The sequence below is a fragment of the Gemmatimonadales bacterium genome (genome assembly GCA_036500345.1).
GTDB lineage: Bacteria > Gemmatimonadota > Gemmatimonadetes > Gemmatimonadales > GWC2-71-9 > Palsa-1233.
The window spans coordinates 34,374-60,515 of record DASYCE010000022.1; the positions used below are offsets into that span (position 1 = coordinate 34,374).

Consider the following 26,142-nt stretch of genomic DNA (forward strand, 5'->3'; position numbering starts at 1 on the left):
CCTGGTGCCGGTTACTCGCCCCCGCGGCCGCCCCCACCGCCGCCTCCGCGACCACCCCGCCCACCGCCAAAGCCGCCACGGCCGCCCGCCGCGCCGCCGGTGAGGTTGTTCGAAGGTGTCCGCACGTAGTCGGGGAGGAGCGCCCACTGGACATCGGTGAGTATCTGGCGGACCCGGTCGTGCACCCGGGTCTGCTCCCGCACGGCGATCTGAGAGAAGGTCCGTATCTGGGTAAGGAGCGGTACCACGTCGGCGCTGGTCTTCGCCTTCTGCACCACGTCCACCGCTGTCGTGAGGGAATCGATCTGCGGCTTCATGAACGCGGCACTCGAATCCCTCAACGTGGTCAGCTGGGTCACCTGCGCCGGCAACAGCGCCAGCGAGTCTTTCCGGTTGAGTGCCGCGACCGCTGCGTTCTGGCGGTCGAAGCGGACCGTGAACGAGTCGACCAGCATCCGCGCGGTTGCGGGCTGGATGGTGCCGCGACCGAGCTGCTGAATCTGCTGCAGCCGCGTGTCATAGCCGATGGTATACCGCACGCTGAGCTGCAGCTGGAACGGCTGGCGCTGTGCCAGGGCGCTCCCGCTTGTGTTGCCGAAGCGCTCATTGACCACGTACTTGAACTGATTGGTGTTCGGATCAAAACCGTCGACCGTGAGCAGCGTCCCGTCGGGACGAGCGAAGCCGCCCCATCCCTTGAGGTTGTTCTCGCCATTGATCAACTGGTCGAGTCCACCCAGGAGATTCTGTGTGGACACCGACAGCGCCAGCCGACGATCGAAGAACCCGGGCCGCCAATTGACTTGCACGTTGAGCGATGGTTGCCACGGTCCCGTACAGGTGTTCCGGCCGGCAATCTGCCCCATCTGCGCCTGCAGGCATTTGCGGGCATTTCCCGACGTTTCGTTCAGCAGGCGCGACATGCCGTTCGCCACCGCCGTGTCGGTCGTGATGGACGGATTGTAGATGAAGGCGCGGTCATTCCCGGACGAACCATCCCCGTTGATGTCGCCGGCGACGATCGGCGTGTAATGCGACCCCGATGTGATGCTCCCCGTGCCGGTGATTTCGAGTGCGGGAGTGACCGGCCACTGCATGCTCAGCTGGAAGTTGTGGCGCCGCTCGTTGCTCGACGGTGCCCAGGTGTAGACGTTGGGATCTCCGGCGGTCTGGTTGAGCCCGCCGCCAATGCCGCCGCCCGCACCGCCTTCGTCCTGGGCATACATCAGCGTATAGGCGAGGTTGATCACCATCTGCTTGTTGGTCGTGCCGGCCAGATTGAAGGTGACCTGCTTGGTGCGGTTCTCCAGCGCCGAGAACACCGTGTTCACCCGGCCGAATGCCTGGTCGATGCGCGACGCCGAGAGCGGCACCGCCCCGGTGGTGGGGATGATCTGTGCCGGATCAGCAAAGACCGGCCGGTTATCCTCGGCACCAAGGTTGAAACGCGATGTTGCGTCGTTGAGATTGAGATCGCGCGACGCTGCCTGGCCGATGCCATGCACGTACGACGCATCGACATTGAACGAGATGCGCGGCGTGATGCTGCGCGAAAGGCCGAGCGACACGCGTTGCGTCTTGGGCGCGCCGTAATTGGGGTCGTACGTGGTGACCGTCGGCCGGCCGGTGGTCACGGGCGTCGATTGGTTGTTGACGCACTCGGACGGGATGTTGCCGGGATCGGTCGCGAAGTCCATCCAGTTCGGATCCGGAACGGCATCGCCGACGCATACCAACTGTGTCTGTGCGGTGCTCAATCCCGACTGCGCCTGCGCCGTGCCCGGAAGCGTCGCCGGCATTTGCCCGCGGAAGATTCCGGCGCCCCCGCGGATCACGAGGATCGGCGGCGCGAAGCCGCGCTGACTCGAGCCCTGCTGCTCCGGGCGCGGAATGCTGTAGCTGAAGCCGATGCGCGGCGACACGTAGAATTCGCCGGGAAGCTGATCGGTGCGGACGTGGAATTCATTGAACACCGAATCGTTGAGCGCCGGCGCGCCGAGGTACGACGAATGCTCCAGCCGCACGCCATAGATCAGCTGGAAATTGCTGCCGCCGGCCCCTGCCGTGCCGATGTCTCCGCCGCCACCGCGGCCGCCGCGACGACCACCACCGCCGCCCCCGCCAAATCCGCCGCCCCCACCGCCCCCAGCCCCGCGGCCGCCGCCGTTGGCGCCCCCGCCACGGCCGGCGCGCGATGACCGCGGACGCCATGCGTCGCTGAGGTAGATCGCTTCGTTCCACGACGTGCCGTCGCGGATGGTCGGCTGCAGCGTGCGCGTGAACTGCGCGGGCGTGTTGTTCTCGAAGTCGAGTAGCGAGTTGTACGTGTAGGTGCCGAACCGGTTGTTGGTGACGTCCTGGTCGAACTGCTGGGCGTAGGAGTAGAAGCCCAGTGCGAATCGATGCGTCCCGCTCCCCGGCAAGACCGAAATCTCGTTGGTGGCCTCGAAACTCTTGGTGTTGTTGTGCTGCGGCAGGCCGGCGTTTCCGCCAAAACCGAACACCGTCGTTGCGATTTCTCCGGAATCGAGGGTCGACTCATTGGTCACCCGGCCGACCGGGGCGGTGAGGTACGGATCCGATCGGGAATCGTTGACCGACACACCACCACGGAACTGGTTCACCCATCGTCCGAGTTGCGACGCCACCTGGAGCGACACCGCGCCGTTATTCGTCTTCGAGTTGCCGCCGACCTGCGGCAGCTGGGTGCTCCCGATTCGCGTGGGATCCTGGGTATTCCAGCCAAGATTCGACGTGATCGTGACGATCGAGGTCCGACCCATGTTCCAGTCGAAGCGGTCAAGCGAGGAATACTGGTCGCTGGTGCGATCCGACGAGATGTCGCCGGCGAGTCCCGTCAAGCCGAGGCCATTGACGGTCGAGATGAATTTCGCGACGGAATCCGGCGAGGCACCGAGGCGCTGCAGCGTCGCGTTGTCGGCAATGTTGAGCGAAGGAAGCGGCTGCAATCGTCGGGTGACCTGCAGCGACCCGAACAGCGATGTGTGATTCCGCTTGATCGGACCGCCGAACCCGCCGCTCAGCAGTTCGTTGGTTGTTCCCTGGCCGAACGCGTTGGACGTATTTCCGCCCCACGCGAGATCCTGATTCTGGAATCGACTGCTGAGTGATCCGGTGACGCGATTCCCGCCGCCGCGTGATGTCACCGACACCTGCCCGCCGGAAAATCCGCCGCGCGCCACGTCGTAGGTGTTGGTGATCACGCGCGTCGTCCGCACCGCGTCCTGCGGAACGGTGGTGCTCGTCGTCGTCATGCCGTTGACCTGATAACTGTTCGACTCGGCGCTCTGGCCGGCGACCGAGAAGGTCGATGCGGTCGAGTCGGTCCCTGAGGTGAAGATCACTCCGGGCGCGAGTGCCGCGAGGGCGGCGAGGTCGGTCGCATCGATCGGCAACCGGAGCGCCTGATCGCCGGTGATGAAAAGTCCGGTCTCGCCAGCAGTTGGCCGATCCTCGCGGGTCAGGTCAGGGCGCCGGCTGGTGCTCGCGACGATGTCCTGCAACCGGACCGCCTGGGATCCGAGGGTGATGTCGAGGTCGATGCGATCGTCATCTTCCTGTCGTGTCACGTTCTGGATGAACGGGTTGTGACCGATCGCGCGGGCGGTGATCCGGTACTGCCCGCCGCCATCGTTGAAGAAGATGATGTACTTGCCGTCGGCTTTCGTGGTGGCGCGGCGGGTTTCGTCGGTCTGGATGCTCAACGCTTCGATGGTGGCATTGGGAACCGGCTTGCCGTCCTTGTCGAGCACCTTTCCTTCGATGATGTCGAGGTTGCCGCCTTGCGCGAGGGCAGTGTGGGGACGAGCGAGCTGGGCGGCGGCGACGAAGAGCAGAGCGGATACGACTCGAAGCACACGGCGCAACGGCATGAGTTGGTCCCGGCTCGGGTTCTGGTTGTCCGCGCGAATGCCGGACGCACCACGGACTTTCCTACGCTGCCTCGCCGGAAAACGTTGATCTCCGTGAACGCCGTGTTTCAAGCTGGGGCTGCGACGATTTTCTCTTATCTTCCCTCCATGACAGCACCCGGAAAACCAAAGGTCAGCAGCGAGGTTGTCTGGCGCGAAGCGCGTGAGCTGATCTGGCTCCATCGCAAGCGACTGGGCGTCGGCTTCATCCTGATGCTGATCAACCGAGGCAGCGGGTTCGTCCTCCCCGGCTCCGTCACGGTTGTGCTCGGCCGGGTGCTCCCGCGCCACGACAAGCATCTGCTGGTGATGGTTGCCTTGGCCATCGGAGCTGCCACGCTGGTGCAGGCCGCCACATCGTTCGGACTGTCGCAGATCCTCGGCGTCGCCGCGCAGCGCGCCATTACCGACATGCGACGGACGGTGCAGTCCCACCTGATTCGGCTTCCGATTCGCGCCTTCGACTCCACCCAGACCGGCCAGCTGGTATCCCGCGTGATGAGCGATGCCGAAGGGATTCGCAACCTCATCGGCACCGGCTTGGTGCAACTCGCCGGCGGGCTCCTCACGTCGCTCGCGGCGTTTGTCATCCTGCTCTATCTCAATTGGCGTCTGACGGTCTGGACGATCATTCTCCTCGGCGGGTTCTCGGCCGGGATGGCGTACGCGTTCAGCAAGCTGCGACCGATCTTCCGGATCCGCGGGCAACTCAATGCCGAAGTCACCGGACGCCTGGTCGAGAGCATCTCGGGGATTCGCGTCGTCAAGGCGTACGCGGCCGAGCGCCGCGAGAAGCTGGCGTTCACCAAGGGCGTCAATCGCCTGCTGCGCAACGTTGCGGCAACGATGACCGGAATCTCCGCCGCCGGGGCGATGTCGGCGGTGGTGATCGGACTGATCGGGGTTGTGATGATCGTCGTCGGCGGCGGGGATGTGATCGCGGGCCGCATGACGATTGCGCAACTGGTGGCCTACTCCGGCTTTACCATCATGATGGCGAGCCCGCTCATCCAGATCGCGTCGGTGAGTACGCAGATCACCGAGGCATTCGCCGGCCTCGACCGCATCCGGGAACTCCGGTCCTGGGTGCCCGAGGATGCCGACGATGCCAACCGGCATCCCGCGGGGACGATCATCGGGCATGTGGAGTTCCAGGACGTCACCTTCTCATACGACCCGGGCGTTCCCGTACTCAAGCACGTCTCGTTCGATGCGCCAGCCGGCTCCTCCACGGCACTGGTCGGGTCGAGTGGATCGGGAAAAAGCACGTTGGTGTCACTGGTCATGGCGTTCAATCATCCCGATTCCGGCACGATCCTGGTCGACGGTCGCGATCTCGGCACATTGCGGCTGCGGGACTATCGCAGCCGGCTGGGGATCGTGCTGCAGGACAACTTTCTCTTCGACGGCACCATTCTCGAGAACATCCGCTTTGCGCAGCCAAGTGCCAGCGACGCCGAGGTCCTCGAGGCGGCGCGGATCGCCCACTGCGATGAATTCACCCTCCGATTCGAGCTCGGGTACATGACGATCGTGGGGGAGCGCGGGGTGAAGCTCAGCGGCGGCCAGCGCCAGCGTGTCGCGATCGCGCGTGCAATTCTCGCGGATCCGGCGATCCTCATCCTCGACGAAGCGACGTCGTCGCTCGACTCGGAAAGCGAGGCGTTGATCCAGGAGGGTCTGGCGCGGCTGCGCGCCGGTCGCACCACGTTCGTGATCGCGCACCGGCTCTCGACGATTACCTCAGCTGATCAGATCCTGGTCCTCGACAACGGCGAGATTGCGGAGCGGGGAACCCACGACGAACTGCTGGAGGTCGGAGGCAGGTACCGCGCGCTGTACGAACGTCAGTACCGGCAGGCCATCAATCGATATGTGAACCCGGGAGAGGAACTGCCCGGTGCGGTGCATCTCAGAAGCTGACCCGGCCGTCAGCACCCGCCGACTTCGCGCAGCAACTGCGCGACGGCCTGGCGGCGACGAAGCGTCTCGTCGAGACCACCCGCAGCAGTGACATCCTGATACTCGTCATCGGCGGCCAGGAACTCGTCATCGCCTTTTGGCTCCTCAGCACGGCGGAGCCGATCCTCTTCGTCGAACATCGAATCGCCAAACACGGTGTCACCCCCGGTCCTGTCGCGTCGTTCCGGCACGCGTCCCGCTGACACACTCGGTCGGCAGGGCTCGGTCGGACGCTGGGTGCACGGCACGACGTCTGAGGGTATTACATACTTCGTGCCACGTTTTTCACGCAGAAAGATTCCCGATCGCCGCATCGAAGTTTTCGCACAGAGGTCACGATCCGGCAACGACTTGGGTCACCGGGAATGGTCGATTGGTGCGGGGGTTTGGGGATCGGGAGCGCGCAGATTTGCTACAGCGGAGCTCTCCCGTCGGTCAAAATCCCGATGATTACGCTTGCGGGTCGACCTCGGCCACCAGCGCCTTGACCCGGAGCAGGACCGCGGTCAGACCATGCGTCCGGGTCATGCCGAGCAGTTCGGCGATCCCGAGTTGGTCGAGGAGATCGTTGGGGATCGCCGCAACCTCCGCCGCGGTCGCGCCATCCAGGCGGGACTGCAGCAGGGCGAGGAATCCCCTGACCGTCGGTGCCTCGCGCGGAGCATCGGCATGCAAGGCGACTTTTCCATCATGAAGCAACGCCCAGAGGAAGACCGGGGTCTGGCACTCGTTCACCCGATGCGATGCGCGATCGCTCGCCGCTTGTAGAGAAGGAGGCAAGTCCCGAAGTTTCCGGGAATAGTCCAGCAGCGTTTCCAGCCGGGTGTTTCGATCCGCCGCGCGCAGGCGGGCAATTATCGAATCGAAGAGCATCGCCATGCAATCTACCGATACAGGAACGCTCCCTTCGCTGGTGCCACCGGTCTGGCTGGCGTCGAATCTTCGCGATCCTGATCTCGTGGTCCTCGACTGCTCGTGGTACATGCCGGCGTCAGGCCGGGACCCGACCGCCGAATATCAGATGGCACACATCCCGGGAGCGGTCCGTCTCGATCTCGACGTGCTCAGCCTCACCGGCACGACGCTCCCCCACATGCTGCCACTCCCGTCAGAATTCGCCGCCGCAATGGAGCGCTTTGGGGTCCGGCCGAGTGACCGAGTTGTCTGCTATGACGGGAGCGGGGTGAACCTTAGTGCGACGCGCGCGTGGTGGATGTTCCGCGTCTTCGGCCATCGGACCGTGGCGGTGCTTGATGGCGGCTTCGGCGGTTGGTCAGCGGCGACCCGCCCGGTGCAGCGCGGCGTGGTCCGGCGACCCTCGACGGGATATCCCGTTCCCGTGATCGACGCAACACTGGTGCGTGATCGCCACAGCGTCGAAGCAATTGTTGCCGGCCACGGCAGGGTACAGCTCGCTGATTGCCGGTCAGCGGATCGGTTTCGTGGCGAAGTCGACGAGCCTCGCGCCGGCGTCCGACGCGGAACGATTCCCGGGAGCAGCAACATACCGTTTGCCGATCTCACCGATCCGGCAACCGGCATGATGCGGCCGCCAGCGGAGCTGCGGGCGGTCCTCGCCGGGAGGGGACTCGATGTCGAGCGGCCGATTGTCTCTTACTGCGGATCGGGGACGAGCGCCTGCGTGCTCGCGCTTGCCGTGGAAGTGATTCGCGAATCGGGGAGCCGCGCGGTCGGCCCACCGGTCGCGATCTACGATGGGAGCTGGTCGGAATGGGGGGCGGAGGGAGCGCGTCGCGGACCGCAGTAACACCACCGCCGCGTGCTACCTCGGCACGCGCACGCCACATCGACGAGCCGCCGCGATCGGCGCGGGCCAGGTCGGGGCGAGGTCCAGGGCGGCGGCGATGCTCGTTCGAGCCGCGTTGCACGGCAGTCGCTGCGCCAGTGCAATGCGCAACGGATAACTCCCCGGATCGATCCGGACCGCCCACGCAAGCCGCGTGACGGAGCGGCCCGAGCCGGCAACCACGTACGCGGCGGTCTGAAGCGCGCTCCGGAGGGTGCACAACGCGAGTGCTAACGGGAGCAGCAGCAACCAACGCGAGGGCGCAGCGCGTGCCGCTTCCGCATCGGCGGCAGGATCGTCGGTCCGGACCAGCAACGCGCCGCTGGCGATCGCCACCAGCAGGAGTGGGGCAGGGAGGAGCAGGACCGCATCGAATGAGCCAGTCAGAAGCGTCGTCGCCAGCAAGCCGAGGAGCGCGCTTCCTGCCAGAACCCGTGCGCCGCTGGAGCGCCAGCCGCGAATCGCCCGCCACCCCACCGCCCCGCCGAACAGCAATGCCAGGAGCACCGCGGCCGGGCCCACTTCACTGAGCAGCGCCATCCAGTCGCTGCTCGGCCACGGGTTGATCGGGACGACATCGCCAAAGACCCATGTGGGATCGCTTGCCGGTGCTACGTCAGCGTAGTGGATCGACCAGTTCCCCGGGCCCACGCCGAGAACCGGATGCTGCAATGCGAGGCGGATGGTATTGCGATACTGAAGAACGCGGCCGCGCCCGGACCCTTCGTCGTGGTTGGCGAGTCCGACGAGGGTGTCGCTGTATGGCGACCCGGACTTCCACGCCAGCCGATTGGGGATCACGACGGCGCCGATGATTGCCGCAAGCACGGCGGCCACCAGCAGCGCCGGTCGTGGCCCGAAGGACGGGACCGCGTTGCGCCGCCGCGCAAGGATGCAGGCGAGGGCCATCATCGCGGCCCCGATTCCCGCGCCGATCCACGCGGCACGCGAGCGCGACAGGATGATTGCCGCGACAAGGAACACGACCGCCACGAGGCCGAGCGCGGCCACGAGGCGGCGCCGCGCGGCGAGGACCGTCATCAGCACGACCGGCATGGTGAGCGCCGCGAAGTGCGCCATGAAGTTTCGGTTGCCGAACGTTCCGCCCGGGAGTCGCGTGCTGGCGAAGAGCGGAGAGTCGAGTCCGTATGCCTGCGCCAGCCCGGTCCCGGCTCCAACCACACCAGCAATGCCGCACCAGGTCAGCAGCACAGCGCCGGCACCGAGAGAGGCGACATATGTCGCGGTCGTGAATGCAGCAGCTGCCGTCACCATCAGCGCGGTGGCGCGGAACGCGAGCCAGCCGTTGGTCGCGACCAGCGAGCTGGCGATCGCCACGGCGATGAGCAGCAGAAGCGACCAGCGGATGGCAGGACGCATCGCCCGCGGCATCCGCGGGCGAGCGAGAAGGACTGCAAGCCACGTGATCAGATGGACGATGGTTTCCTTGGGAAGCTGATGTCGGTCGAGATCAGTGGGCGCGACTGGGAGCGCCACGATGACGGCGGCGACCAGGCCGGCGCCGAGCAGGTGTGCCGCGGCGCGGACGGGCCAGCGGGCGGCGGCGTCGAAATCGAGATGGGCGGGATCGTGATGCGCTGGGAATGTCACGGCGGTCCCAAACATACCGACTAGGTTGCAGGGAGGGTCGAGAAAGGCGGGTCGCCACAGGCGATTCACGCGGTCGGACCACGAGGAATTGATGCTGGACGACGGGTTCGAACCAGACGAAGACGATGAGCCCGAGGCGCCGCCGCAAGGCGCCGCCGTGCTCGCTGCTACCGACCGGCCGGTGCCGATCGGCGTGCGCGAAATCGTGGACGAGCGCGTGCCGGAAGGCATGCGCTGCCTGGGAACCTTTCTTGACGCAAAGCTGGTGGCGCGCTGCGTCGTTCCGCCCGGAGCAATCGACTACTTCGACCGCCACGGCGTCTTCGCGGAACCGCGGCGCCTGGTCCTCGCGGCACGCGAGGAGGATCCCGGCCTGCAATGCGAACTCTACGCGCTCGTGCCGATGCCGTCCGAACCGATGCATGCCGACGACGACGACGGCGAGGAGCCATGGGCGGTCTCGGTGCCATCGTCACGATACGAAGAGGCGGTCGCCGAGGATCCGGACGAGAGTGAGGACGGCGAGTCACCGATGGCGGCCGTCCTGCTCGGCCAGATCGTCCGCTTTCAGAAGGATCGCAAGCACCCCGACAACCTCGCGCTCGAAACGGTCGACGTGCTCGCGCGAATCGTGTCGGGTCGCGTCGTTGAAGCGGTCGACAAGGTGCTGGAGGACCTGCTCGGCAATTGACTGAGCCTTATTGCGAAAAGGTACGATCATGGCAGCAACGCAACTCACTCCGATTACTTCGCGCGGTTATGCGCGGCCGGATGTCCTGGTCGATTGCGACTGGGTCGCCGCGCACCTGATTGATCAGAAGGTCCGCCTCCTCGAATCCGACGAAGACCTGCTGCTCTACGACACCGGTCATATCGAAGGCGCCGTCAAGCTTGACTGGGTCAACGATCTCAACGACCCGGTCATCCGGGACTACGTCGATCGAGCGCGACTGCAGACGCTGCTCCGCGATCGTGGGATCGACGACGATACGACGCTGGTCTTCTACGGCGACAAGAACAACTGGTGGGCATGTTACGCCTTCTGGGTCTTTCAGCTGTTCGGCATCCGCCGCTGCAAGCTGCTCGACGGTGGACGTGCGCGCTGGGTCGACGAAGGACGTCCGCTGACCACGCAGGCGCCCGCAACACGACGCGGCAGTGTCTCGGTGAGCGATCGCAACGACGCAGCGGTCCGCGCCTTCCGCGACGATGTGGCGCGGCACGTCGGGGCCCATCGGCCGCTGGTCGACGTCCGCTCGCCGGAGGAGTTTCGCGGCGAGCGCCTCCACATGGCCGACTATCCCAACGAAGGGGCGATGCGCGGTGGCCACATTCCCGGTGCCCGCAGCGTTCCGTGGTCCCGTGCGGTTGACGCCGACACGCACACCTTCCGGTCGGCCGCTGAACTGCGGCACCTCTACCGCGAGGAGCAGGGCATCGAACCCTCGGACGACGTCATCGTCTATTGCCGGATCGGGGAGCGGTCGTCGCACACCTGGTTCGTGCTGACCTATCTCCTCGGTTGGCCCACGGTGCGGAATTACGACGGCTCGTGGACCGAATGGGGCAACTCGGTTTGCGCTCCCATCGAGCGACCGTAGCCGCGCGCGCCGCGGCACCGCGCCGGGTGACAGGCGTTCCGCGGCCGCTATAATTGTCGCATGACCAACATCGCCCCGCGCCCGCCCGTGTTCCAGCACCTCACGCCCCCGACCACCGGCGAGACGATCACCGTCGCCGACGGCCGGCTCCTCGTTCCCGACACCCCGATCATTCCATTCATCGAAGGCGACGGCACGGGGCCCGACATCTGGAAGGCGTCACAGCTGGTGCTCGACGAGGCAGTGCGCGTGTCGTACGGCGGGGCACGGCGGATCGAGTGGCTGGAAGTCTTCGCCGGGGAGAAGTCGAAGGCGGCCTACGATTCGTGGCTCCCGGAGGACACGCTGGCCGCGATCCAGCACTATCTCGTCGCCATCAAGGGACCGCTCACCACGCCGGTCGGTGGTGGCTTCCGGTCGTTGAATGTGGCGCTGCGGCAGCAGCTTGATCTGTACGCCTGTGTGCGGCCGGTTCGCTGGTTCGAAGGGGTGCCGTCCCCGGTCAAGGATCCGGCCGCCGTCGACATGGTCATCTTTCGGGAGAACACCGAGGACATCTACGCCGGGATCGAGTATGCCGCGCACACCGACGCCGCGCGCAAGGTCATTGCGTTCCTCCAGGACGAGATGAAGGCCCGCAACATCCGGTTCCCGGAGTCGAGCGCCATCGGGATCAAGCCGGTGTCGGAAGAAGGCTCCAAGCGGCTGATCCGGTCGGCGATCGAATACGCCTCCGCCAACGGCCGCACCAGCGTGACGCTGGTGCACAAGGGCAACATCATGAAGTTCACGGAAGGGGCATTCCGTGACTGGGGTTACCAGCTTGCGCGCGACGAGTTCGGAGCCACCGACCATGAAGGTGGCCCGTGGCAGATCCTGCCGAATGGCGTGGTGGTGAAGGACGTAATCGCCGATGCGATGTTGCAGCAGATCCTGACGCGGCCGCGAGAGTACGACGTCATCGCCACCCTCAACCTCAACGGCGACTACATCTCCGACGCGCTTGCGGCACAGGTGGGCGGGATCGGGATCGCGCCGGGGGCCAACATCAACTACGTCACCGGTCACGCCGTCTTCGAGGCAACGCACGGGACCGCACCCAAGTATGCCGGCAAGGACATGGTCAACCCGGGTTCGGTGATTCTTTCGGGCGAAATGATGTTGCGATATCTCGGCTGGACCGAAGCTGCCGATCTGGTGATTGCCGCGTTGTCGACTACAATCGGCCAGAAGCGGGTGACGTATGACTTCGAGCGGCTGATGACCGGAGCCACGAAGCTGTCGACAAGCGGATTCGCCCGGGCCGTGGTCGAGAACATGGCCGCAGCGTCCTGACTTGTCTCGCGCAGCGCACCAGCCGATGCTCCCTGAGGATGATCCCGGCTGGTCCACCTACGCGGACACCATCGTGCACTTCTCCACCACCCCTCCGGTGATGATTGACCTCGCCGTCCCGGTCGGCGCATCCGCACGCGCGCGCCTCGCGGCGGCCGGCTTCGAGGGATCATTCGGCCTGGTGACGCCGTGCAATCCGCGCGGCCGGCGGGTCGATGAGGCCACCAACGGCAACCTGCTGACGCGGTTCCTCGCCGAACTCGACGCAACCGGCAAACGGTATGTCCGGGTCGCAGGCTCGTCGGCGGATGGGCAGCACACCGAGCATGGTGTGGCGCTGGCGTGGTCGCAGGCCGATCTGGTGGCGCTTGCTCGCAAGTGGGAACAATCGGCGATCTACTGGTGGGATGGGGCTGCCTTCTGGGTGATCGGGGCGCTCACGGCGTCGGCGCCATGGCGCCTCGGCCGGGACACATGACCGGACGCGCTCGCGCGCCATCGATCGCTCCGCCGCTGGAGCAGGCGCTGCGTGAATTCGCCAACGCGCTCATCAAGTCGGCGATGTATCCTCCCGGTCACCGCTTCGTGATCCACAGCGCCGAGGCGTTGATCGATCGGTTGAGCACCCTGCTGCTCGATCGCGAAAGCTTCACCATCGGGGTCACGCCGCGCGGCTTGCTGGTGGATGGCGCCGCCGTGGAGGGGCTTCCCCCCGCGTTGCGTGAGTTCGCGGTCCGCCTCCATCGCAAGAACGTCGGGACGGTGCAGTTCACGCCGGGGATCGATGCCGCGGAACTCGCCGCCATGCTCAGCGCGCTCGCGGCCAGTGATGCCGATGAAAAGGTCGGGCGCGAAGGAATTCGGCTGGCGCACATCCGCGTCGAACCGCTGACCTACGACGTCCTCGCCTTTGCGGATCCGCTGGTTGATTCCGACATCGATGACATCTTCTGGGGACAACTCGTCGAAGCGGCGTTCGGGCTGCGCATTGCCGAACTGGAATCGCTGCCGACCGCGAGCCAGATCGCGGAGCACATCACTGCGCGGGTCGAAAACGCCGACAGCGCCCGACGAGTGTACCAAGCGCTCGCCGCCTTTTCGACGGCGCTTGCTGCGCGGGGCGAACGGGCCGGAGGCAACGCCAAGCGACGCTTCGTCGATGTCCTCGGGGCGCTGTCGCGACCGACGACCGCGCGATTGGTGGCGGCTGCTCCCACGCCATCGGCGCGCCGTCGCTTTCTTCGCGAGACGCTGTCGCTGGTGCCACCGGCCGTGTTGATGCAGGTCCTGGAGTCGGTCGCCGACGCGGATGGCGAGCCGATCTCACCGCAGTTGCGATGGCTTCTGGGCAAGCTCGCCGGCGGCGGCGGAGAGGAATTGCCCGCCGACGGCTCGGGAGCGTTCGCATCGCAAGTTGTCGGCCTGGTCGAGCAATGGGACGGCGTGCCGCCGCAGCAGGATGAGGGGACCGATCCCCGGCTCGGGATTGAACCGGCGCGCGTCGTGGCGGCCGGACTCGATCTCGGTGTGGCGAGTCCATCGGTGTTCACAGCCGCGCGCGCGCTCGCCGGTCACGGACAGCTCGGTGAAGTGCTGGCGCTCCTTGATCATGCCGAGAACGATCCGGAGATCGTCCGCGTCATCGCCGATGCGGTGCTCGATCCGGGCCTCCTGTCGCGCCTTCTGCATGAGGAGGTCCTCGACTTCCCGCTGATCGAACGCGTCGTCAAGCAGTCGAGTGCGTCGGCGATCACGCCGCTGGTCGACGCGCTGGCCGCGGCACCGGAACGGCCGACGCGCCGGCGTCTCCTCGATCTGCTGATCCGGATCGGCCCGCCCGGCGAATCGGCGTTGATGGCGCGACTCGAATCGGCGAACTGGCAGGTGGTGCGCAACATTCTGGTCGTCCTGAGCCAGTATCCCGCGATCGCCAATCCCGAGCCGATCGTGAAGGAGCTGGAGCACCCCGAGATACGCGTCCGGCAGGAAGCGTTGAAGGTGCTGGTCCGGCAGCCGGCGACGCAGGCCCGAGCCGTGACCGTCGCACTGGAAGGCGGCGAGGAATCGCTGGTGCGGATCGCGCTGTCGGCGCTGGCGCCAGTCTGCCCGCCGGCGCACGTGGCGTCGGTCCTCTCACTCCTCGCCCGGACCAATCCGGAACTGCAATTGCAAGCAGTGCATGTGCTCAGTACGGTGCGGACGCCGCTTGTGGTACCGCAGTTCCTTGCCCTGGTGCGATCCCGCAGCGGCATGTTCCGCCGGCTCCGGCTCCTCGCGCCGACACCGGTGATGCTCGCCGCACTGCGCGTCCTCGCGACCCAATGGGCGAGCCACCGACCGGTCGTCGCCGTACTCCAGCTCGCTGCCCGGTCGTCGGACCCGACGATCCGCGGTGCTGTCCGGGGCGATAATCGATGAGCGATGCCGTCGCGTTCCTGCACGCCTTGTCGCAGGCACTCGCCGCGATGTCGCTGTATTCGCCGGGGCACCCTGCTACGAAGCGCAGCAGCCATGTGGTCTGGAACGCGCTGGTGGCCCTCTGCGCAGCCGATGCGACACCGACCTTTCTCTTCCTCGGGCTCGCCCCGATCTACAACGGCCGCCCGCTACACGAACTCCGCGACTGGCCATGGAGCAGGCGGCTTGCCGACGCCGGGGTGCAGCGCCTCGAGTTCGACACCGGCGCGACTCCCGAACTCGTCGTGGCGATGCTCGAACGGATCGTTCTCCGGCTCACGACCGGCAAGCCCCGCGCGGATGAAAGCGAGACCCCGCTCACCGGCATCCGGTTCGGTCCCGTCGCAGTGGAAGACTCGACGGCCGGCGCGCAGGGAACCATTCCTGGTGGCGGCACTGCGATTCCATTCGAGGATCTCGCCGATGAACTCGCCGCGATGGAATTCGTGTGGGACGAAGCCGGACGCGGCAATTTCGCCCGGGCCGAAGCCGACGCGATCATCAGGATCCTGGGGAGCATCCTCGATCGGTATCAGCTTCCACAGGCGCCGTATGAAGCTGCCGGTCCGCGGTACCAGGCGGTGCATGCCGTCAACACGGCATTGCTGGCGATGGTCGCCGGAAGCTCCTGGCTCGACCGCGGTGGTCGTCAACGGATCGGACTGGCTGCGCTCCTCCACGATATCGGAATGGCGCGCCTGCCGTCGGATCTCGGCGAACGTGAGACCTTGACGGTCTCGGAACGTGCCCTGGTCGAAACACACCCGGTTGAGGGGGCGAAGCTGCTCCTTGGCGTTGGCGCGCCGGGCCTGGAGCTCGCCGCCATCGTCGCGTTTGAACATCATCTTCGTCCTGACGGGGCAGGATATCCCGCGCGACGATTTCGCCCGTCAGTCCATTGGGCCAGCCGCCTGATTGGAACCTGCGCGACCTTCGCTGCGCTCCGGGCGCCTCGACCGTTCCGGCCGCCCTGGCCGGCCGACCGCGCAACCGAGTTCGTGCGAACCAACACTGGATCGCTGTTTGATGCCGACGCCGCCCACCTGCTGCTCACCGCGGTCGCGCCTCGGTAACGCCCGCACCGTCGCTGCTGTTTTGCCGATGCGCCAATCCCGGTATTTTCGCACATGTCTCCACGTATCCGGATCGCGTGTGCCGCGCTGCTCTTTTCGACCGGCGGTGCCGCGATCAAGGCCGCCGATTTCACGGCGTGGCAGGTCGCCTCGTTCCGATCGGGAATCGCGGCGCTCACGCTGCTGATCCTGGTGCCGCAGGCACGCCGCGGCATCGGCTGGAAGCCGGCGCTGGTCGGCATCGCCTACGCTGCAACGCTCGTGCTCTTCGTACTGGCCAACCGGCTGACCACCAGCGCGAATACCATCTACCTCCAATCCACGGCACCGCTCTACGTCCTCCTGCTTGCGCCGTTCCTCCTCCGCGAACGGATCCGGCGCAGCGACCTGCCGATCATCGCCGCGGTCTTCGGTGGTCTGATCCTCGTCTTCCTCGGCGTCGACCATCCGAGTGCGACCGCCCCGGATCCTGCACGCGGCAACCTCCTCGCCGCCGGCAGCGGTGTGACGTATGCCTTCCTTCTCATCGGATTGCGCTGGCTGGGTCGCGGCGACACCGTCGACCGAGGCGTTCCTGCCGTGCTGCTCGGCAACTGTTTTGCCTGTCTCGCGGCCCTTCCGATGGCGATGCCGGTGGGCGTCCATCCCTGGCACGCTTGGACTGTGATCCTGTATCTGGGCATCTTCCAGATCGCCGGGGCGTACCTGCTGATCACCTCGGCCTTGCGACACATTCCGGCGATCGAGGCGTCCCTGATGCTCCTGGTGGAAACGGCGTTCAATCCGGTCTGGTCGTGGCTGGTCCTCGGTGAAGTCCCCGCCGCGCTCGCGCTGGTGGGAGGCGGACTCATCGTCGGTGCCACGATCCTGCAGGCGATTCGCGCGCCGTCACCGGTTCCCGTGCCGGATCTTGTCTGATGGCTGATGCGCTCATCGAGACGGTGCGCGTCATTGACGGCGATTCGCCGCTCTGGCCGCTGCACGAATGGCGACTGATGCACAGCGTCCTCGCGCTTGGGGTGCCGCTTCCGGCGCTCGAACGTCCGCGCGGCGGTCCCGATCGCGTCGTCCGGATCGAAATCGCGGATGGGATGGCGCAGATCACCGAACGCGAAGTCGAAGCCGACGAGTCACTGGCGTTGGCGAGCTCGCCGGCCCCGCATCGCGGCTACCCGCACAAGATCGGCGCGCGCGCCTGGCTGGAAGCGGCGCGGGCGACGGGGCGCGCGGCAGCCGCCGACGACGCGCTGCTCTTCGATAGCGAGAATCGCCTCGTCGAAGCGACCCGGTGGGCGGTTGGCTGGTGGGACGGCGAGACGCTCTGCTTCCCGCCGTTCGCCTTGGGCGGCCTTCGCAGTGTGGCAAGGGCGCGCCTCACCGAGATGGCTCGCGGAGGACTCCGGGAAGCGGTGCTCACTCGCGATCAGCTCGCCAAACGATCGTTCCTCGCCTGCAATGCCGCGCGGGGCGTGATTCCGGTGGGAATGCTCGACGGGACACCGCTCGGTGGAAACCCGCGCACGGCGGCGCTTGCGCGGCGATTCTGGCAGCGGACTACGGCTTGACCGGTTCGGCGCCGGGGACCATTTTGCACCTCGCGGCACCGTGGTGCCTGTAGCTCAATTGGTTAGAGCGCCGCACTGTGGCTGCGGAGGTTGCGGGTTCAATCCCCGTCAGGCACCCTTGCCACGCCTCGCGAAGGTCCGTAGCTCAATTGGTAGAGCACCGGTCTCCAAAACCGGGGGTTGCAGGTTCGATTCCTGCCGGGCCTGTGGTGTTGCGCGATCGGCCCCGCCGATTCGGGGGGACGACTTGTTATATTCGCCCCCGCTGCGGCGCTATCGTCTAGGGGCCCAGGACACAGCCCTCTCAAGGCTGGAACACGGGTTCGAATCCCGTTAGCGCTATGTGGGATGTTGTGCGGGAAAAGGGCCCCATCGTCTATCGGTTAGGACAAGACCCTTTCAAGGTCTAGAGACGGGTTCGATTCCCGTTGGGGCTATGCCAGTTTCGCCTCGATAGCTCAATTGGTAGAGCACGTGACTCTTAATCACTAGGTTCCAGGTTCGAGTCCTGGTCGGGGCATTCTCCGCCGTCACACCCCCGTGACGGCGGCTTTTTTTCGCCAGTCGTTATGTTGGGAGCGCTCCCTCCGCCACACCTCATCGAGGAGTTCCCGTGTCGCGCCGGACGTTTGCCCTCGCCGCCTCCCTCGCACTGACCATCGGTGCTGCGTTCTCGCTCTCTGCCCAGGAAAAGCCGACCGCAGACCAGCAGAAACTGATCAACGGAACCTGGAAGCTCGACCCTGCTCGCAGCGACGCCGTGGGTGCTAGCGCGCTCAACTCGATGCGAGGCGGCGAGGGCGGGTTTGCCCGGCCGAGTGGTGGCGGTGGCCGGGGTGGTGGCGGCGGAGGTGGCGGCAAGGGGAAGGGCCGCCAACAGGCGCCTGTGCCTGACAGTTCTGCAGCGGCGGCGGCCAGCGCCGACGCGGCGCGCAATCAGGAGATGGAAGCGAGCACCCTGCGCGATCCGCATATGGCGATCATTCTCTCCGATTTTGCCCCCGGCGCGAAGATGATCATCGCGACCAACGACTCGACGGTCGCGATCGCCGTCGCAGCAGGGCAATCCAGCTACAAGACCGATGGTCACAAGCGGCAGGATGCCCAGATGGACGGCAGCATCATCGAGACGGAAGCCGGCTGGAAGGACGGAACGCTTGCCGTGGCGCACGGCGTGACCGGCGTCGCGATGCTGACCCGCGAGTTCAAGCCGAACAAGGATGGCAGCGTCCTCGAGATCAAGGAGACGGTCGAAGCTGGCGGCGGGAAGCTGCAGAAGAAACTCGTCTTCACGCGGGAGTAACCTGCGGTGACTGACGTTCTTCATCACCTGATCGGCGGCGAGTTCCGTCCCGGATCGTCGAGCACCATCCTCGAACGGCACAACCCGTCGAATCCGTCGGATGTCGTCGCGCGAACCTCCCTGGCGGCAGCAGACGACGTCGACGCCGCGGTGGCTGCCGCTGTGGCGGCGTTCCCGGCGTGGCGCCGACAGAGCGGGCCGGCCCGGGCCGAGATCCTGCACCGCTGGGGTGACGCAATCACGGCTCGCGCCGCTGAGCTCGCCGGCGCCATGGCGCGCGAGGTCGGCAAGCCGATCAGCGAAGCGCGCGGTGAAGTGGCGCGCGCCACCGTGATCTGCCGCTATTACGCCGGCGAAGCGGTGCGCGAAGTGGGCGACGTGATTCCGGCGCAGGCTGCCGACGTCTTGCAGTTCACCCTTCGCGACCCGCTGGGACCGGTCGCGCTGATCACGCCATGGAACTTTCCGCTCGCCATCCCGCTGTGGAAGGCGGCGCCCGCCCTTGCCTTCGGCAACACCGTGGTGCTCAAGCCATCGGAACACGCTCCGCTGGTGTCGCAACTGCTCGCGGAAACCGCAACCGCTGCGGGGCTCCCCGGCGGCACATTCAACGTGATTCACGGCAACGGCAGCACGGGTGCCGCGCTGCTGGCGCATGATCAGGTGCGCGCGGTCTCATTCACCGGGTCTCAGGGCGTCGGATCGCGTGTCGCGGCAGGAGCGGCCCAGCGGAACATCCGCTTTCAGACCGAGATGGGCGGCAAGAACGTCGTGATCGTGGCAGCTGACGCCGATCTCGGTCGGGCTGCGGCGCTGACCGCTGCAGGTGCGATGCGCTATGCAGGCCAGAAGTGCACCGCCACCAGCCGGGTGATTGTCGATCGCCGAGTGGAAGCGGAGTTCCTCGATCGCCTCGGCGCCGCGATTCACGCGCTGCCACTCGGGCCGGTGGACGATCCGGCTGCCGCGATCGGGCCGCTGATCACGGCCGAGTCACGCACGCGGATCGAAACCGCGCTGCGTGACGGCGACGCCAACGTCCTGCTGGGCGGTTCACTTCCCGATGATCCACGCTATCGCACCGGCAACTGGTTCGCGCCGCGAGTGCTCCGCTTCGATTCGCCGACTGCCGTGCTCGCACGCACCGAGCTGTTCGGTCCCGTGCTCGGCGTGATGGTCGCCGACGATCTCGATCAGTCGATTGCACTGGCCAACGATACGCCGTTCGGGCTCTCCGCCTCGCTCTTCACGAGCCACCTGGCGACCGCTCTCGAGTATGTCCGGCGGATCGAGGTCGGGCTGGTACGTGTCAACGGTGACACCACCGGTGTCGATCCGCACGCGCCATTCGGCGGCACCAAGGCCTCGTCATCCGGGAGCCGTGAGCAGGGGCCCGCCGCGCGCGAGTTCTACACCGAAATCCGCACCGTCCAGATTCATCCTTGAGGAATGCAATGGCGTCGATGACACCCAGTCAGTGGTATGGCGTTTTCCCCGCGATCACGACGCCGTTCACGGCGAACGGCGAGGTCGATCACAGCTTTCTTGCGGGACACGCGCGGCGGATGACGGCGTCGGGATGCCGCGGCCTCGTGGCGCTGGGATCGCTGGGCGAAGGCGCCACGCTCACCACGGATGAGAAGCTCGCGATCCTCGAGACCTGCGTGCAGGCGGTCGGCGATCGTGTTCCTGTCGTTGCCGGAATCTCGTCGCTGTCGACCAGCGACGCGGTCGCGCTCGCCCGTGCCGCCGAAAAGGCCGGTTGTGCGGGCCTCATGGTCCTCCCGCCGTACGTCTACCGTGGCGACTGGCCCGAGATGCGCGCGCATGTCAGCGCCGTGATCGCGGCGACTCCGCTTTCGTGCCTGCTCTACAACAATCCGATCGCGTACGGCACCGATTTTCTGCCGGAGCAGGTTCGAATGTTCTGTGAACACAAGAACCTTCACGCGGTGAAGGAATCGAGCGGCGACGTGCGACGCTTTACGGCGCTGCGCGCGCTGCTCGGCGAGCGACTCGCGCTGTTCGTCGGAATGGATGACGCCGTCCTCGAAGGCGTCGCCATGGGCGCCACCGGCTGGGTGGCAGGGCTGGTCAACGCGCTTCCCGATGAATCGGTCCTCCTCTTCGAGCACGCCGTTGCGGGTCGGATGCATGAAGCGCGGGCCTTGTATGAGTGGTTCCTGCCGCTCCTGCGACTCGACACGGTGCCGAAGTTCGTGCAATTGATCAAGCTCGTGCAGGACGAAGTCGGTCTCGGCAACGAGCGCGTCCGCGCACCACGCATGGTGTTGACGGGAGCGGAACGCGAAATGGCGCTCGCGGTAATCCGCGAACGGCTGGCGACGAAGCCGGCCACCGCCGCATGAGCGGCATGGTTCCGATCGACGTCGTCGACTCGCACACCGAGGGGGAGCCGACACGCGTGGTGATCGACGGGTGGCCGATGCCGCCCGGCCGGACAATGGCCGAGCGTCGCGAATACATGCGGCGCGAACAGGAAGGACTCCGCCGCGCCGTCGTCACCGAACCGCGCGGCCACGACGCCATCGTTGGCGCGCTGCTGACGCCGCCCGAACGGCCGACCGCTGCGGCAGGAATCGTCTTCTTCGACGACGTCGGGTACCTCGGGATGTGCGGGCACGGAACGATCGGCGTGGTGCGGACGCTCGAGTATCTCGGCCGCGTCCGTCCGGGGCACATCGAACTCGACACGCCGGTCGGACCGGTGGCGGCAGATCTCGACGCCGACGGCACCGTCACGATCCGCAATGTCCCCGCGCGCCTGGCGAGGCGTGACGTGGCGGTCACCGTCCCCGGCATTGGGGTAGTAACCGGTGATATAGCGTGGGGCGGGAACTGGTTCTTCCTCACCGAACTGCCGGGCGTGGCGCTCGACCTGTCGCACCGCGCGGAGCTTCTCCGCATCACCACGATGATCCGCGAGGCGCTCGCGGCTGCCGGGATCACCGGTGACGATGGTGATCGGATCGAACATGTCGAGCTCTTCACGGCGCCGACCCGGCCCGATGCCGACAGCCGCAACTTCGTGCTCTGTCCCGGTGCGGCGTATGACCGGTCGCCGTGCGGCACCGGAACGTCGGCGAAGATGGCGACGCTGCACGGCAGGGGAGAGCTGGCGATCGGCGAACATTGGCATCAGGAGAGCATCGTCGGATCGATGTTCACCGGATGGCTCGAGGACGATCAGGGCGCCTTGATCCCGCGGGTGCGCGGCCGGGCTTACATCACCGGGCGCACGACACTCCTCTTCGATCCCGATGACCCGTTCCGGGAGGGGCTGCCGTCGCGATGACCGCCGACGTCATCGTCGTGGGCGCCGGGTTGGTCGGAACGATGACCACGCTCTGCCTCACCGAGGCGGGGGCGGATGTGACGCTTCTGGAGGCGAGCTTTCCCGGAGGCGGCAGCAGCGGCGCCGCGATGGGACACGTGGTCGTGATGGACGACACGCCGGCGCAGTTCGCCCTCTGCAATTACTCCCGGGCACGATGGCAGGATCTCTCCGACTCGCTTCCCGCCGCCGCCGAATATGACGGCTGTGGCACGCTGTGGATTGCCGCCGACGACCGGGAACTTGAGGGCGCAACGGAGCGGGCGACCCAATACTGGGCCGCCGGTGTCGCCGCGGAAATCGTCGATGCACAGGCGCTGCGCGAGCTCGAGCCGCAACTTCGACCCGATCTCGCCGGCGCCCTCCTCGTTCCCGGCGACGGCGTCTGCTACCCGCCGGCGGTCGCGCGCGCCATCAGCGCCCGCGCTGCATCTCTGGGCGCGCGGGTGCAGCTCGGCAGCGTGGTGCAATCGATCGAATCCAATGCCGTGCGACTGCAGGACGGCACCACGCTCCACGCCGGGGCGATCGTGATCGCGGCCGGCGTGGCGTCGACCTATCTCGTGCCGGGGTTGCCGATCGTTCCGCGCAAGGGCCATCTCGTCATCAGCGATCGCACGCCCGGATTTGTCCGTCATCAGCTCGTGGAACTTGGCTACCTGCGCAGCGCACACACCTTCGGCGGGTCGTCCGTGGCGTTCAACGTGCAGCCCAGGCGGAATGGTCAGGTGCTCATCGGATCATCGCGTGAACTGGTGGGAACCGATTCGTCGATCAATCGCTCGCTGGTCGCGACGATGCTGGCGCGCGCGACGGAGTATATGCCAGGCGTGGCCGAGCTTCGAGCGCTTCGCACCTGGATCGGCTTCCGGCCGGCGACACCCGACAAGCTGCCACTGATCGGGCCGTGGCCACAGCTCCCCGGCGCCTGGATCGCGGCGGGCCACGAAGGACTCGGCATCACCATGGCGACCGGAACCGCCGAACTGATCGTCGCCGGGATCACCGGGAAACCGGCACCAATCGATCCGCTACCATACCGGCCCGATCGCACCATGCCATCGATGGGCCACCTTGCCGCATGACTGACGGCATCCCGATCATCGTGAACGGAAACCCCGTCACGGTCACGAGCGATATCACGCTGGCGGCTGCGCTGCTCAACGCAGGTGTCACCAGCTTTCACCGCGACGTCCACGGGGCGCCGCGCGCTCCGCTCTGCGGGATGGGAACCTGCTTTGAATGCCGCGTCACCGTCGACGGGGTGGCTGGTGTTCGCGCCTGCCTCGAACCGGTGCGGCGCGACATGCGGGTGGACACCGGACGATGAGTCCACTTGCCGCAGGGACCGACGTCGCGATCATCGGCGCGGGGCCGGCCGGGTTGAGCGCTGCCATCGCCGCCGCCGAACAGGGGAAACGCGTCCTGGTGATCGATCAGGGACTTCGCCCGGGAGGCCAGATCTGGCGGCACCGCGACCAGCGCACGCTGGGTGCCGTACCGCGCCGGCTTCTCAAACGCGCCGCCGCACTCGAAGTGCGGATGCTCTCCGATGCCCGCATCATTGATCTCGACGGACCGCGCGACCTGCTCCTGCACCACGGCGGCCGGGTCGTCCGCCATCACGCAACCGCGCTGATCCTGGCGACCGGGGCACGGGAGCAGTTCCTCCCCTTTCCCGGCTGGACGCTTCCGCGAGTGGTCGGCATCGGCGGCCTGCAGGCCCTGATCAAGAGTGGATTGACGCTGCGCGGTGCGAAGGTCGTGATCGCAGGGACCGGACCGCTCATCCTTCCCGTGGCGTCGGCCGCGGCATCCGCCGGCGCTTCGCTGCTGCTGGTGGCGGAGCAGGCGTCGCGTACCGCGCTGCTGCGCTTCGGGATGCACGTCGTTCGCAACAAGCGCGATGCGATGGCCGATGCGGCGCGCTATCGCTGGTCATTTCGCAGGACTCCGTTCCGGACTTCGAGTTGGGTTATGCGGGCCGATGGCGATCAGTTCGTCGAACGGGTCACGATGCAGCTGAATGGTGATCAGCGCATCATCGAATGTGACTGGCTTGCGACCGGCGCGGGGCTGGTGCCGAACACCGAGTTGGCGCAACTCATCGGCTGCACACTCGCAGGAGACGCCATCGCCGTCGATGCGCGGCAGGCGACCAGCGTCAGTGGCGTATGGGCTGCCGGCGAATGCACCGGGGTCAAGGGCGACGCCGGCGCGATGGCCGAAGGCGAAATCGCCGGGCGCGCCGCGGCCGGCGACCTCACCGGCGCCAATGCCTCGTCGCTGCAGGCCGCGCGCAAGGCCGCCAGGGCGTTTGCGGGCCACCTCAGCACAACGTTCGCGCCGAGGGCCGAACTGCTGGCGCTGGCCGATGCCGATACCGTCATATGCCGCTGCGAAGGAATCCGTCGCGGCGATCTCGACCCGACATGGAGCCAGCGGCAGGCCAAGTTGTGGACCAGAGTTGGAATGGGAGAGTGTCAGGGAGCGGTCTGCGGACCGGCGTGCGGCGCCCTCTTCGGTTGGTCGGGCAATCGAGTGCGGCCGCCGCTCGGGGCGCCGCAGTGTCGCGAATGGAAGGATGGATTGTCATCGGCTTGATGCAGGAATACGCGGACTTTGCACAAATCTCAAGCGCCGCTTCCTCGTCAACGCCAAGCAGAAACGCCGGTCTACGACATGTCGGTGAGGCCCGATGTCGCCGCGGCCACGAATTTTTGAAGTCGCGCCGCGTCGGCCGATCCCAGCGCCCGCACCATCGACTCGTCAAGCGTGGCCCAGGCCCGCTTCACCGAACTCTCCAGCAGACGTGATCGCGGTGTCGGATAGACGAGCGAGACTCGCGCGTCGTGCTGGTCGGGGCGCCGCTCGACCATTCCGCCGCGTTCCAGCCGCTGCACCATTCGCGTCAGCGTCGGTTGCTCAATGCCGAGGTGGGCTGCCAGTGCCCCCTGTCGTTGTCCCGGCTCCGCCCATACCGCGAGAAGCAGCAGGTCCTGGCCCGCATGGAGGCCGTGTGGTGCGAGGAGCGCGCTCAGCCGGGCGCGGTGGGCGCGCGCCAGAGCATGGAGCGTGAGTCCGAGCGAATCAGCGGGCATCGGCACGCGATAAGGTATCCCGCCGCGACCGACTCTGCTTACTCGCCCGGCAGTGCGGCGACCACGAGGAGCGTCGTGATCGCCAGCATGATCGCGCCGAGAACAAGTTCGATCCGGACTGCCCGGCGCAGGCGCGCCTCAGAACCGGTGGCCCGCATCTCCAGCGCCGGGGTGACAACCTTCCAGTTGTACCATCCCAATGCCAGTACGCCGATGAATGCCGTCAGCTTGAGCAGCAGGAGGCGGCCCCACGTGGAACGGACGATCAGCCCGATCGACAGGTGACTGTACACCGCGGCGATCGTGACGCCGGAGATGACCGCGAGCGACGCACCGGTGCGGCCGAAAATAGAAAATGCCTTGACGACACGCGCGAGATCCGGGAGTTGCTCCTCACCAGAGAGCGCCGGAAGCGCCACAAGGGTTAACATCCCGACGGTTCCGATCCACATTCCGATTCCGGCAAGATGGATCAGGTAGGCAACGCGTCCAGTAATCCATGGCCAGGTGTCGCCGGCACCGTGGCCCATCCCCGTCTCCGCCCAGAGAATGACGAAGACGATGACGGTGATGACTGTATCCGGCGCCACGCCGCGCTTGCGACGCAGCGGCAGCGCACCGAGGAGGACGATCGCGGCCGCCAGTTGCAGCATCCACGCGCGCGCCCATGTGCCGTTGAGCAGGACGCTGCGGACCATCTCGGCGGTGACGGAATCTCCGGGATCGACGAAGGTGCCGACCTGGAAGACGCCGCGGACCATTCCAGCGATGATGAGGATGACGGCCGCCGGCATGACGGCCCGGCCGAGCCGGGCGCGAAGGTCGCGGCCAACGCCGGTGGCATCGGACGGGCCCGCATACTTGATCACGAGCCCGAGAATCTGCGCGCCAACCAGCAGCAGAAGCGCGACGTAGATGACCCCTCGAACGACCGCATACAGCGCGACGAGGGGCGCGGTCATGCCGTTACGTCGATCCGGCGCAGTCCGCGCAGAGGCCGTACAACACCAACTCGTGATTCTCGAGCGAGAATCCCGGGG

The 26,142-nt window shown here is 66.6% G+C and carries 23 protein-coding genes and 5 tRNA genes; 22 read left to right on the forward strand and 6 right to left on the reverse strand.

The features are described 5' to 3' along the window. Nucleotides 1-11: 11 nt before the first annotated feature. Nucleotides 12-3,893, reverse strand: a complete 3,882-nt coding sequence (locus tag VGM20_10210; GenBank protein ID HEY4101239.1) for a carboxypeptidase-like regulatory domain-containing protein — start codon at nt 3,891-3,893, stop codon at nt 12-14. A 147-nt stretch (nt 3,894-4,040) separates the two neighbouring features. On the opposite strand from VGM20_10210, the gene VGM20_10215 reads away from it, so the two are divergent. After that, nucleotides 4,041-5,855: an ABC transporter ATP-binding protein gene (locus VGM20_10215; protein HEY4101240.1), complete on the forward strand. Its 1,815-nt coding sequence runs from the start codon at nt 4,041-4,043 to the stop codon at nt 5,853-5,855. 8 nt (nt 5,856-5,863) lie between these two features. Here the strand turns inward: VGM20_10215 and VGM20_10220 are convergent, their stop codons facing one another. Both VGM20_10220 and VGM20_10225 read right to left on the reverse strand, forming a co-directional pair. Next, a complete protein-coding gene (locus VGM20_10220) occupies nt 5,864-6,085 on the reverse strand; it encodes a hypothetical protein (protein HEY4101241.1) in 222 nt (73 codons plus the stop codon). A gap of 259 nt (nt 6,086-6,344) precedes the next feature. Further along, nucleotides 6,345-6,773 (reverse strand): SufE family protein, encoded by a 429-nt coding sequence (locus VGM20_10225; protein HEY4101242.1) that lies wholly within the window; start codon nt 6,771-6,773, stop codon nt 6,345-6,347. Here VGM20_10225 and VGM20_10230 point away from each other — a divergent pair. Further along, nucleotides 6,772-7,662 (forward strand): sulfurtransferase, encoded by an 891-nt coding sequence (locus VGM20_10230; protein ID HEY4101243.1) that lies wholly within the window; start codon nt 6,772-6,774, stop codon nt 7,660-7,662. The two genes, VGM20_10225 and VGM20_10230, sit on opposite strands and share 2 nt — an antisense overlap. Nucleotides 7,663-7,677: 15 nt before the next feature. Here the strand turns inward: VGM20_10230 and VGM20_10235 are convergent, their stop codons facing one another. Next, nucleotides 7,678-9,312, reverse strand: a complete 1,635-nt coding sequence (locus VGM20_10235) for an O-antigen ligase family protein (protein ID HEY4101244.1) — start codon at nt 9,310-9,312, stop codon at nt 7,678-7,680. 91 nt (nt 9,313-9,403) lie between these two features. Here VGM20_10235 and VGM20_10240 point away from each other — a divergent pair, with 91 nt between their 5' ends. The 20 genes from VGM20_10240 to VGM20_10335 all read left to right on the forward strand — a co-directional run bounded on the left by VGM20_10240 (nt 9,404) and on the right by VGM20_10335 (nt 24,605). Then, nucleotides 9,404-10,003: a hypothetical protein gene (locus tag VGM20_10240; protein ID HEY4101245.1), complete on the forward strand. Its 600-nt coding sequence runs from the start codon at nt 9,404-9,406 to the stop codon at nt 10,001-10,003. 28 nt (nt 10,004-10,031) lie between these two features. Beyond that, nucleotides 10,032-10,913, forward strand: a complete 882-nt coding sequence (locus tag VGM20_10245) for a sulfurtransferase (GenBank protein ID HEY4101246.1) — start codon at nt 10,032-10,034, stop codon at nt 10,911-10,913. A gap of 60 nt (nt 10,914-10,973) precedes the next feature. Next, nucleotides 10,974-12,248, forward strand: a complete 1,275-nt coding sequence (gene icd / locus VGM20_10250) for an NADP-dependent isocitrate dehydrogenase (GenBank protein HEY4101247.1) — start codon at nt 10,974-10,976, stop codon at nt 12,246-12,248. A 1-nt stretch (nt 12,249) separates the two neighbouring features. Then, the gene (locus tag VGM20_10255) at nt 12,250-12,726 is read left to right on the forward strand and encodes a DUF3293 domain-containing protein (protein ID HEY4101248.1); all 477 of its coding nucleotides are present in this window, start codon (nt 12,250-12,252) and stop codon (nt 12,724-12,726) included. After that, nucleotides 12,723-14,666 (forward strand): hypothetical protein, encoded by a 1,944-nt coding sequence (locus tag VGM20_10260; GenBank protein ID HEY4101249.1) that lies wholly within the window; start codon nt 12,723-12,725, stop codon nt 14,664-14,666. The genes VGM20_10255 and VGM20_10260 overlap by 4 nt, the downstream gene beginning before the upstream one ends. Continuing rightward, a complete protein-coding gene (locus VGM20_10265; GenBank protein ID HEY4101250.1) occupies nt 14,663-15,778 on the forward strand; it encodes an HD domain-containing phosphohydrolase in 1,116 nt (371 codons plus the stop codon). Before VGM20_10260 ends, VGM20_10265 begins: the two co-directional genes overlap by 4 nt. 54 nt (nt 15,779-15,832) lie before the next feature. Then, entirely contained in the window at nt 15,833-16,696 is an 864-nt protein-coding gene (locus VGM20_10270; protein HEY4101251.1) for a DMT family transporter, read from the forward strand. Then, complete coding sequence (locus VGM20_10275; protein ID HEY4101252.1) at nt 16,696-17,343, forward strand: aminotransferase class IV; 648 nt, start codon at nt 16,696-16,698, stop codon at nt 17,341-17,343. Before VGM20_10270 ends, VGM20_10275 begins: the two co-directional genes overlap by 1 nt. Nucleotides 17,344-17,386: 43 nt before the next feature. Next, a tRNA-His gene (locus tag VGM20_10280) sits at nt 17,387-17,460 on the forward strand. A gap of 17 nt (nt 17,461-17,477) precedes the next feature. Beyond that, nucleotides 17,478-17,550 (forward strand) — tRNA-Trp (locus tag VGM20_10285). Nucleotides 17,551-17,612: 62 nt separating this feature from the next. Next, nucleotides 17,613-17,685 (forward strand) — tRNA-Glu (locus VGM20_10290). A gap of 23 nt (nt 17,686-17,708) precedes the next feature. After that, nucleotides 17,709-17,780: transfer RNA gene (locus tag VGM20_10295), tRNA-Glu, on the forward strand. A 10-nt stretch (nt 17,781-17,790) separates the two neighbouring features. Then, nucleotides 17,791-17,863, forward strand: a tRNA-Lys gene (locus tag VGM20_10300). Between the two features lie 93 nt (nt 17,864-17,956). Beyond that, complete coding sequence (locus VGM20_10305) at nt 17,957-18,646, forward strand: hypothetical protein (protein HEY4101253.1); 690 nt, start codon at nt 17,957-17,959, stop codon at nt 18,644-18,646. A 6-nt stretch (nt 18,647-18,652) separates the two neighbouring features. Beyond that, a complete protein-coding gene (locus VGM20_10310) occupies nt 18,653-20,092 on the forward strand; it encodes an aldehyde dehydrogenase family protein (GenBank protein HEY4101254.1) in 1,440 nt (479 codons plus the stop codon). Between the two features lie 8 nt (nt 20,093-20,100). After that, nucleotides 20,101-21,015, forward strand: a complete 915-nt coding sequence (locus VGM20_10315) for a dihydrodipicolinate synthase family protein (protein HEY4101255.1) — start codon at nt 20,101-20,103, stop codon at nt 21,013-21,015. Continuing rightward, the gene (locus tag VGM20_10320) at nt 21,012-21,962 is read left to right on the forward strand and encodes a proline racemase family protein (GenBank protein ID HEY4101256.1); all 951 of its coding nucleotides are present in this window, start codon (nt 21,012-21,014) and stop codon (nt 21,960-21,962) included. The genes VGM20_10315 and VGM20_10320 overlap by 4 nt, the downstream gene beginning before the upstream one ends. Further along, the gene (locus VGM20_10325) at nt 21,959-23,086 is read left to right on the forward strand and encodes an FAD-dependent oxidoreductase (protein ID HEY4101257.1); all 1,128 of its coding nucleotides are present in this window, start codon (nt 21,959-21,961) and stop codon (nt 23,084-23,086) included. The genes VGM20_10320 and VGM20_10325 overlap by 4 nt, the downstream gene beginning before the upstream one ends. Beyond that, the gene (locus tag VGM20_10330; GenBank protein ID HEY4101258.1) at nt 23,083-23,331 is read left to right on the forward strand and encodes a (2Fe-2S)-binding protein; all 249 of its coding nucleotides are present in this window, start codon (nt 23,083-23,085) and stop codon (nt 23,329-23,331) included. Before VGM20_10325 ends, VGM20_10330 begins: the two co-directional genes overlap by 4 nt. Beyond that, nucleotides 23,328-24,605: an FAD-dependent oxidoreductase gene (locus tag VGM20_10335; GenBank protein ID HEY4101259.1), complete on the forward strand. Its 1,278-nt coding sequence runs from the start codon at nt 23,328-23,330 to the stop codon at nt 24,603-24,605. The genes VGM20_10330 and VGM20_10335 overlap by 4 nt, the downstream gene beginning before the upstream one ends. A 71-nt stretch (nt 24,606-24,676) precedes the next feature. Here VGM20_10335 and VGM20_10340 read toward each other — a convergent pair whose 3' ends face one another. Beyond that, nucleotides 24,677-25,102 carry a MarR family winged helix-turn-helix transcriptional regulator gene (locus VGM20_10340; GenBank protein HEY4101260.1) on the reverse strand — a complete coding sequence of 142 codons (426 nt, stop codon included), beginning with the start codon at nt 25,100-25,102 and terminating at the stop codon, nt 24,677-24,679. 38 nt (nt 25,103-25,140) lie between these two features. Then, nucleotides 25,141-26,064: a CopD family protein gene (locus VGM20_10345; GenBank protein HEY4101261.1), complete on the reverse strand. Its 924-nt coding sequence runs from the start codon at nt 26,062-26,064 to the stop codon at nt 25,141-25,143. Nucleotides 26,065-26,142 lie beyond the last annotated feature (78 nt).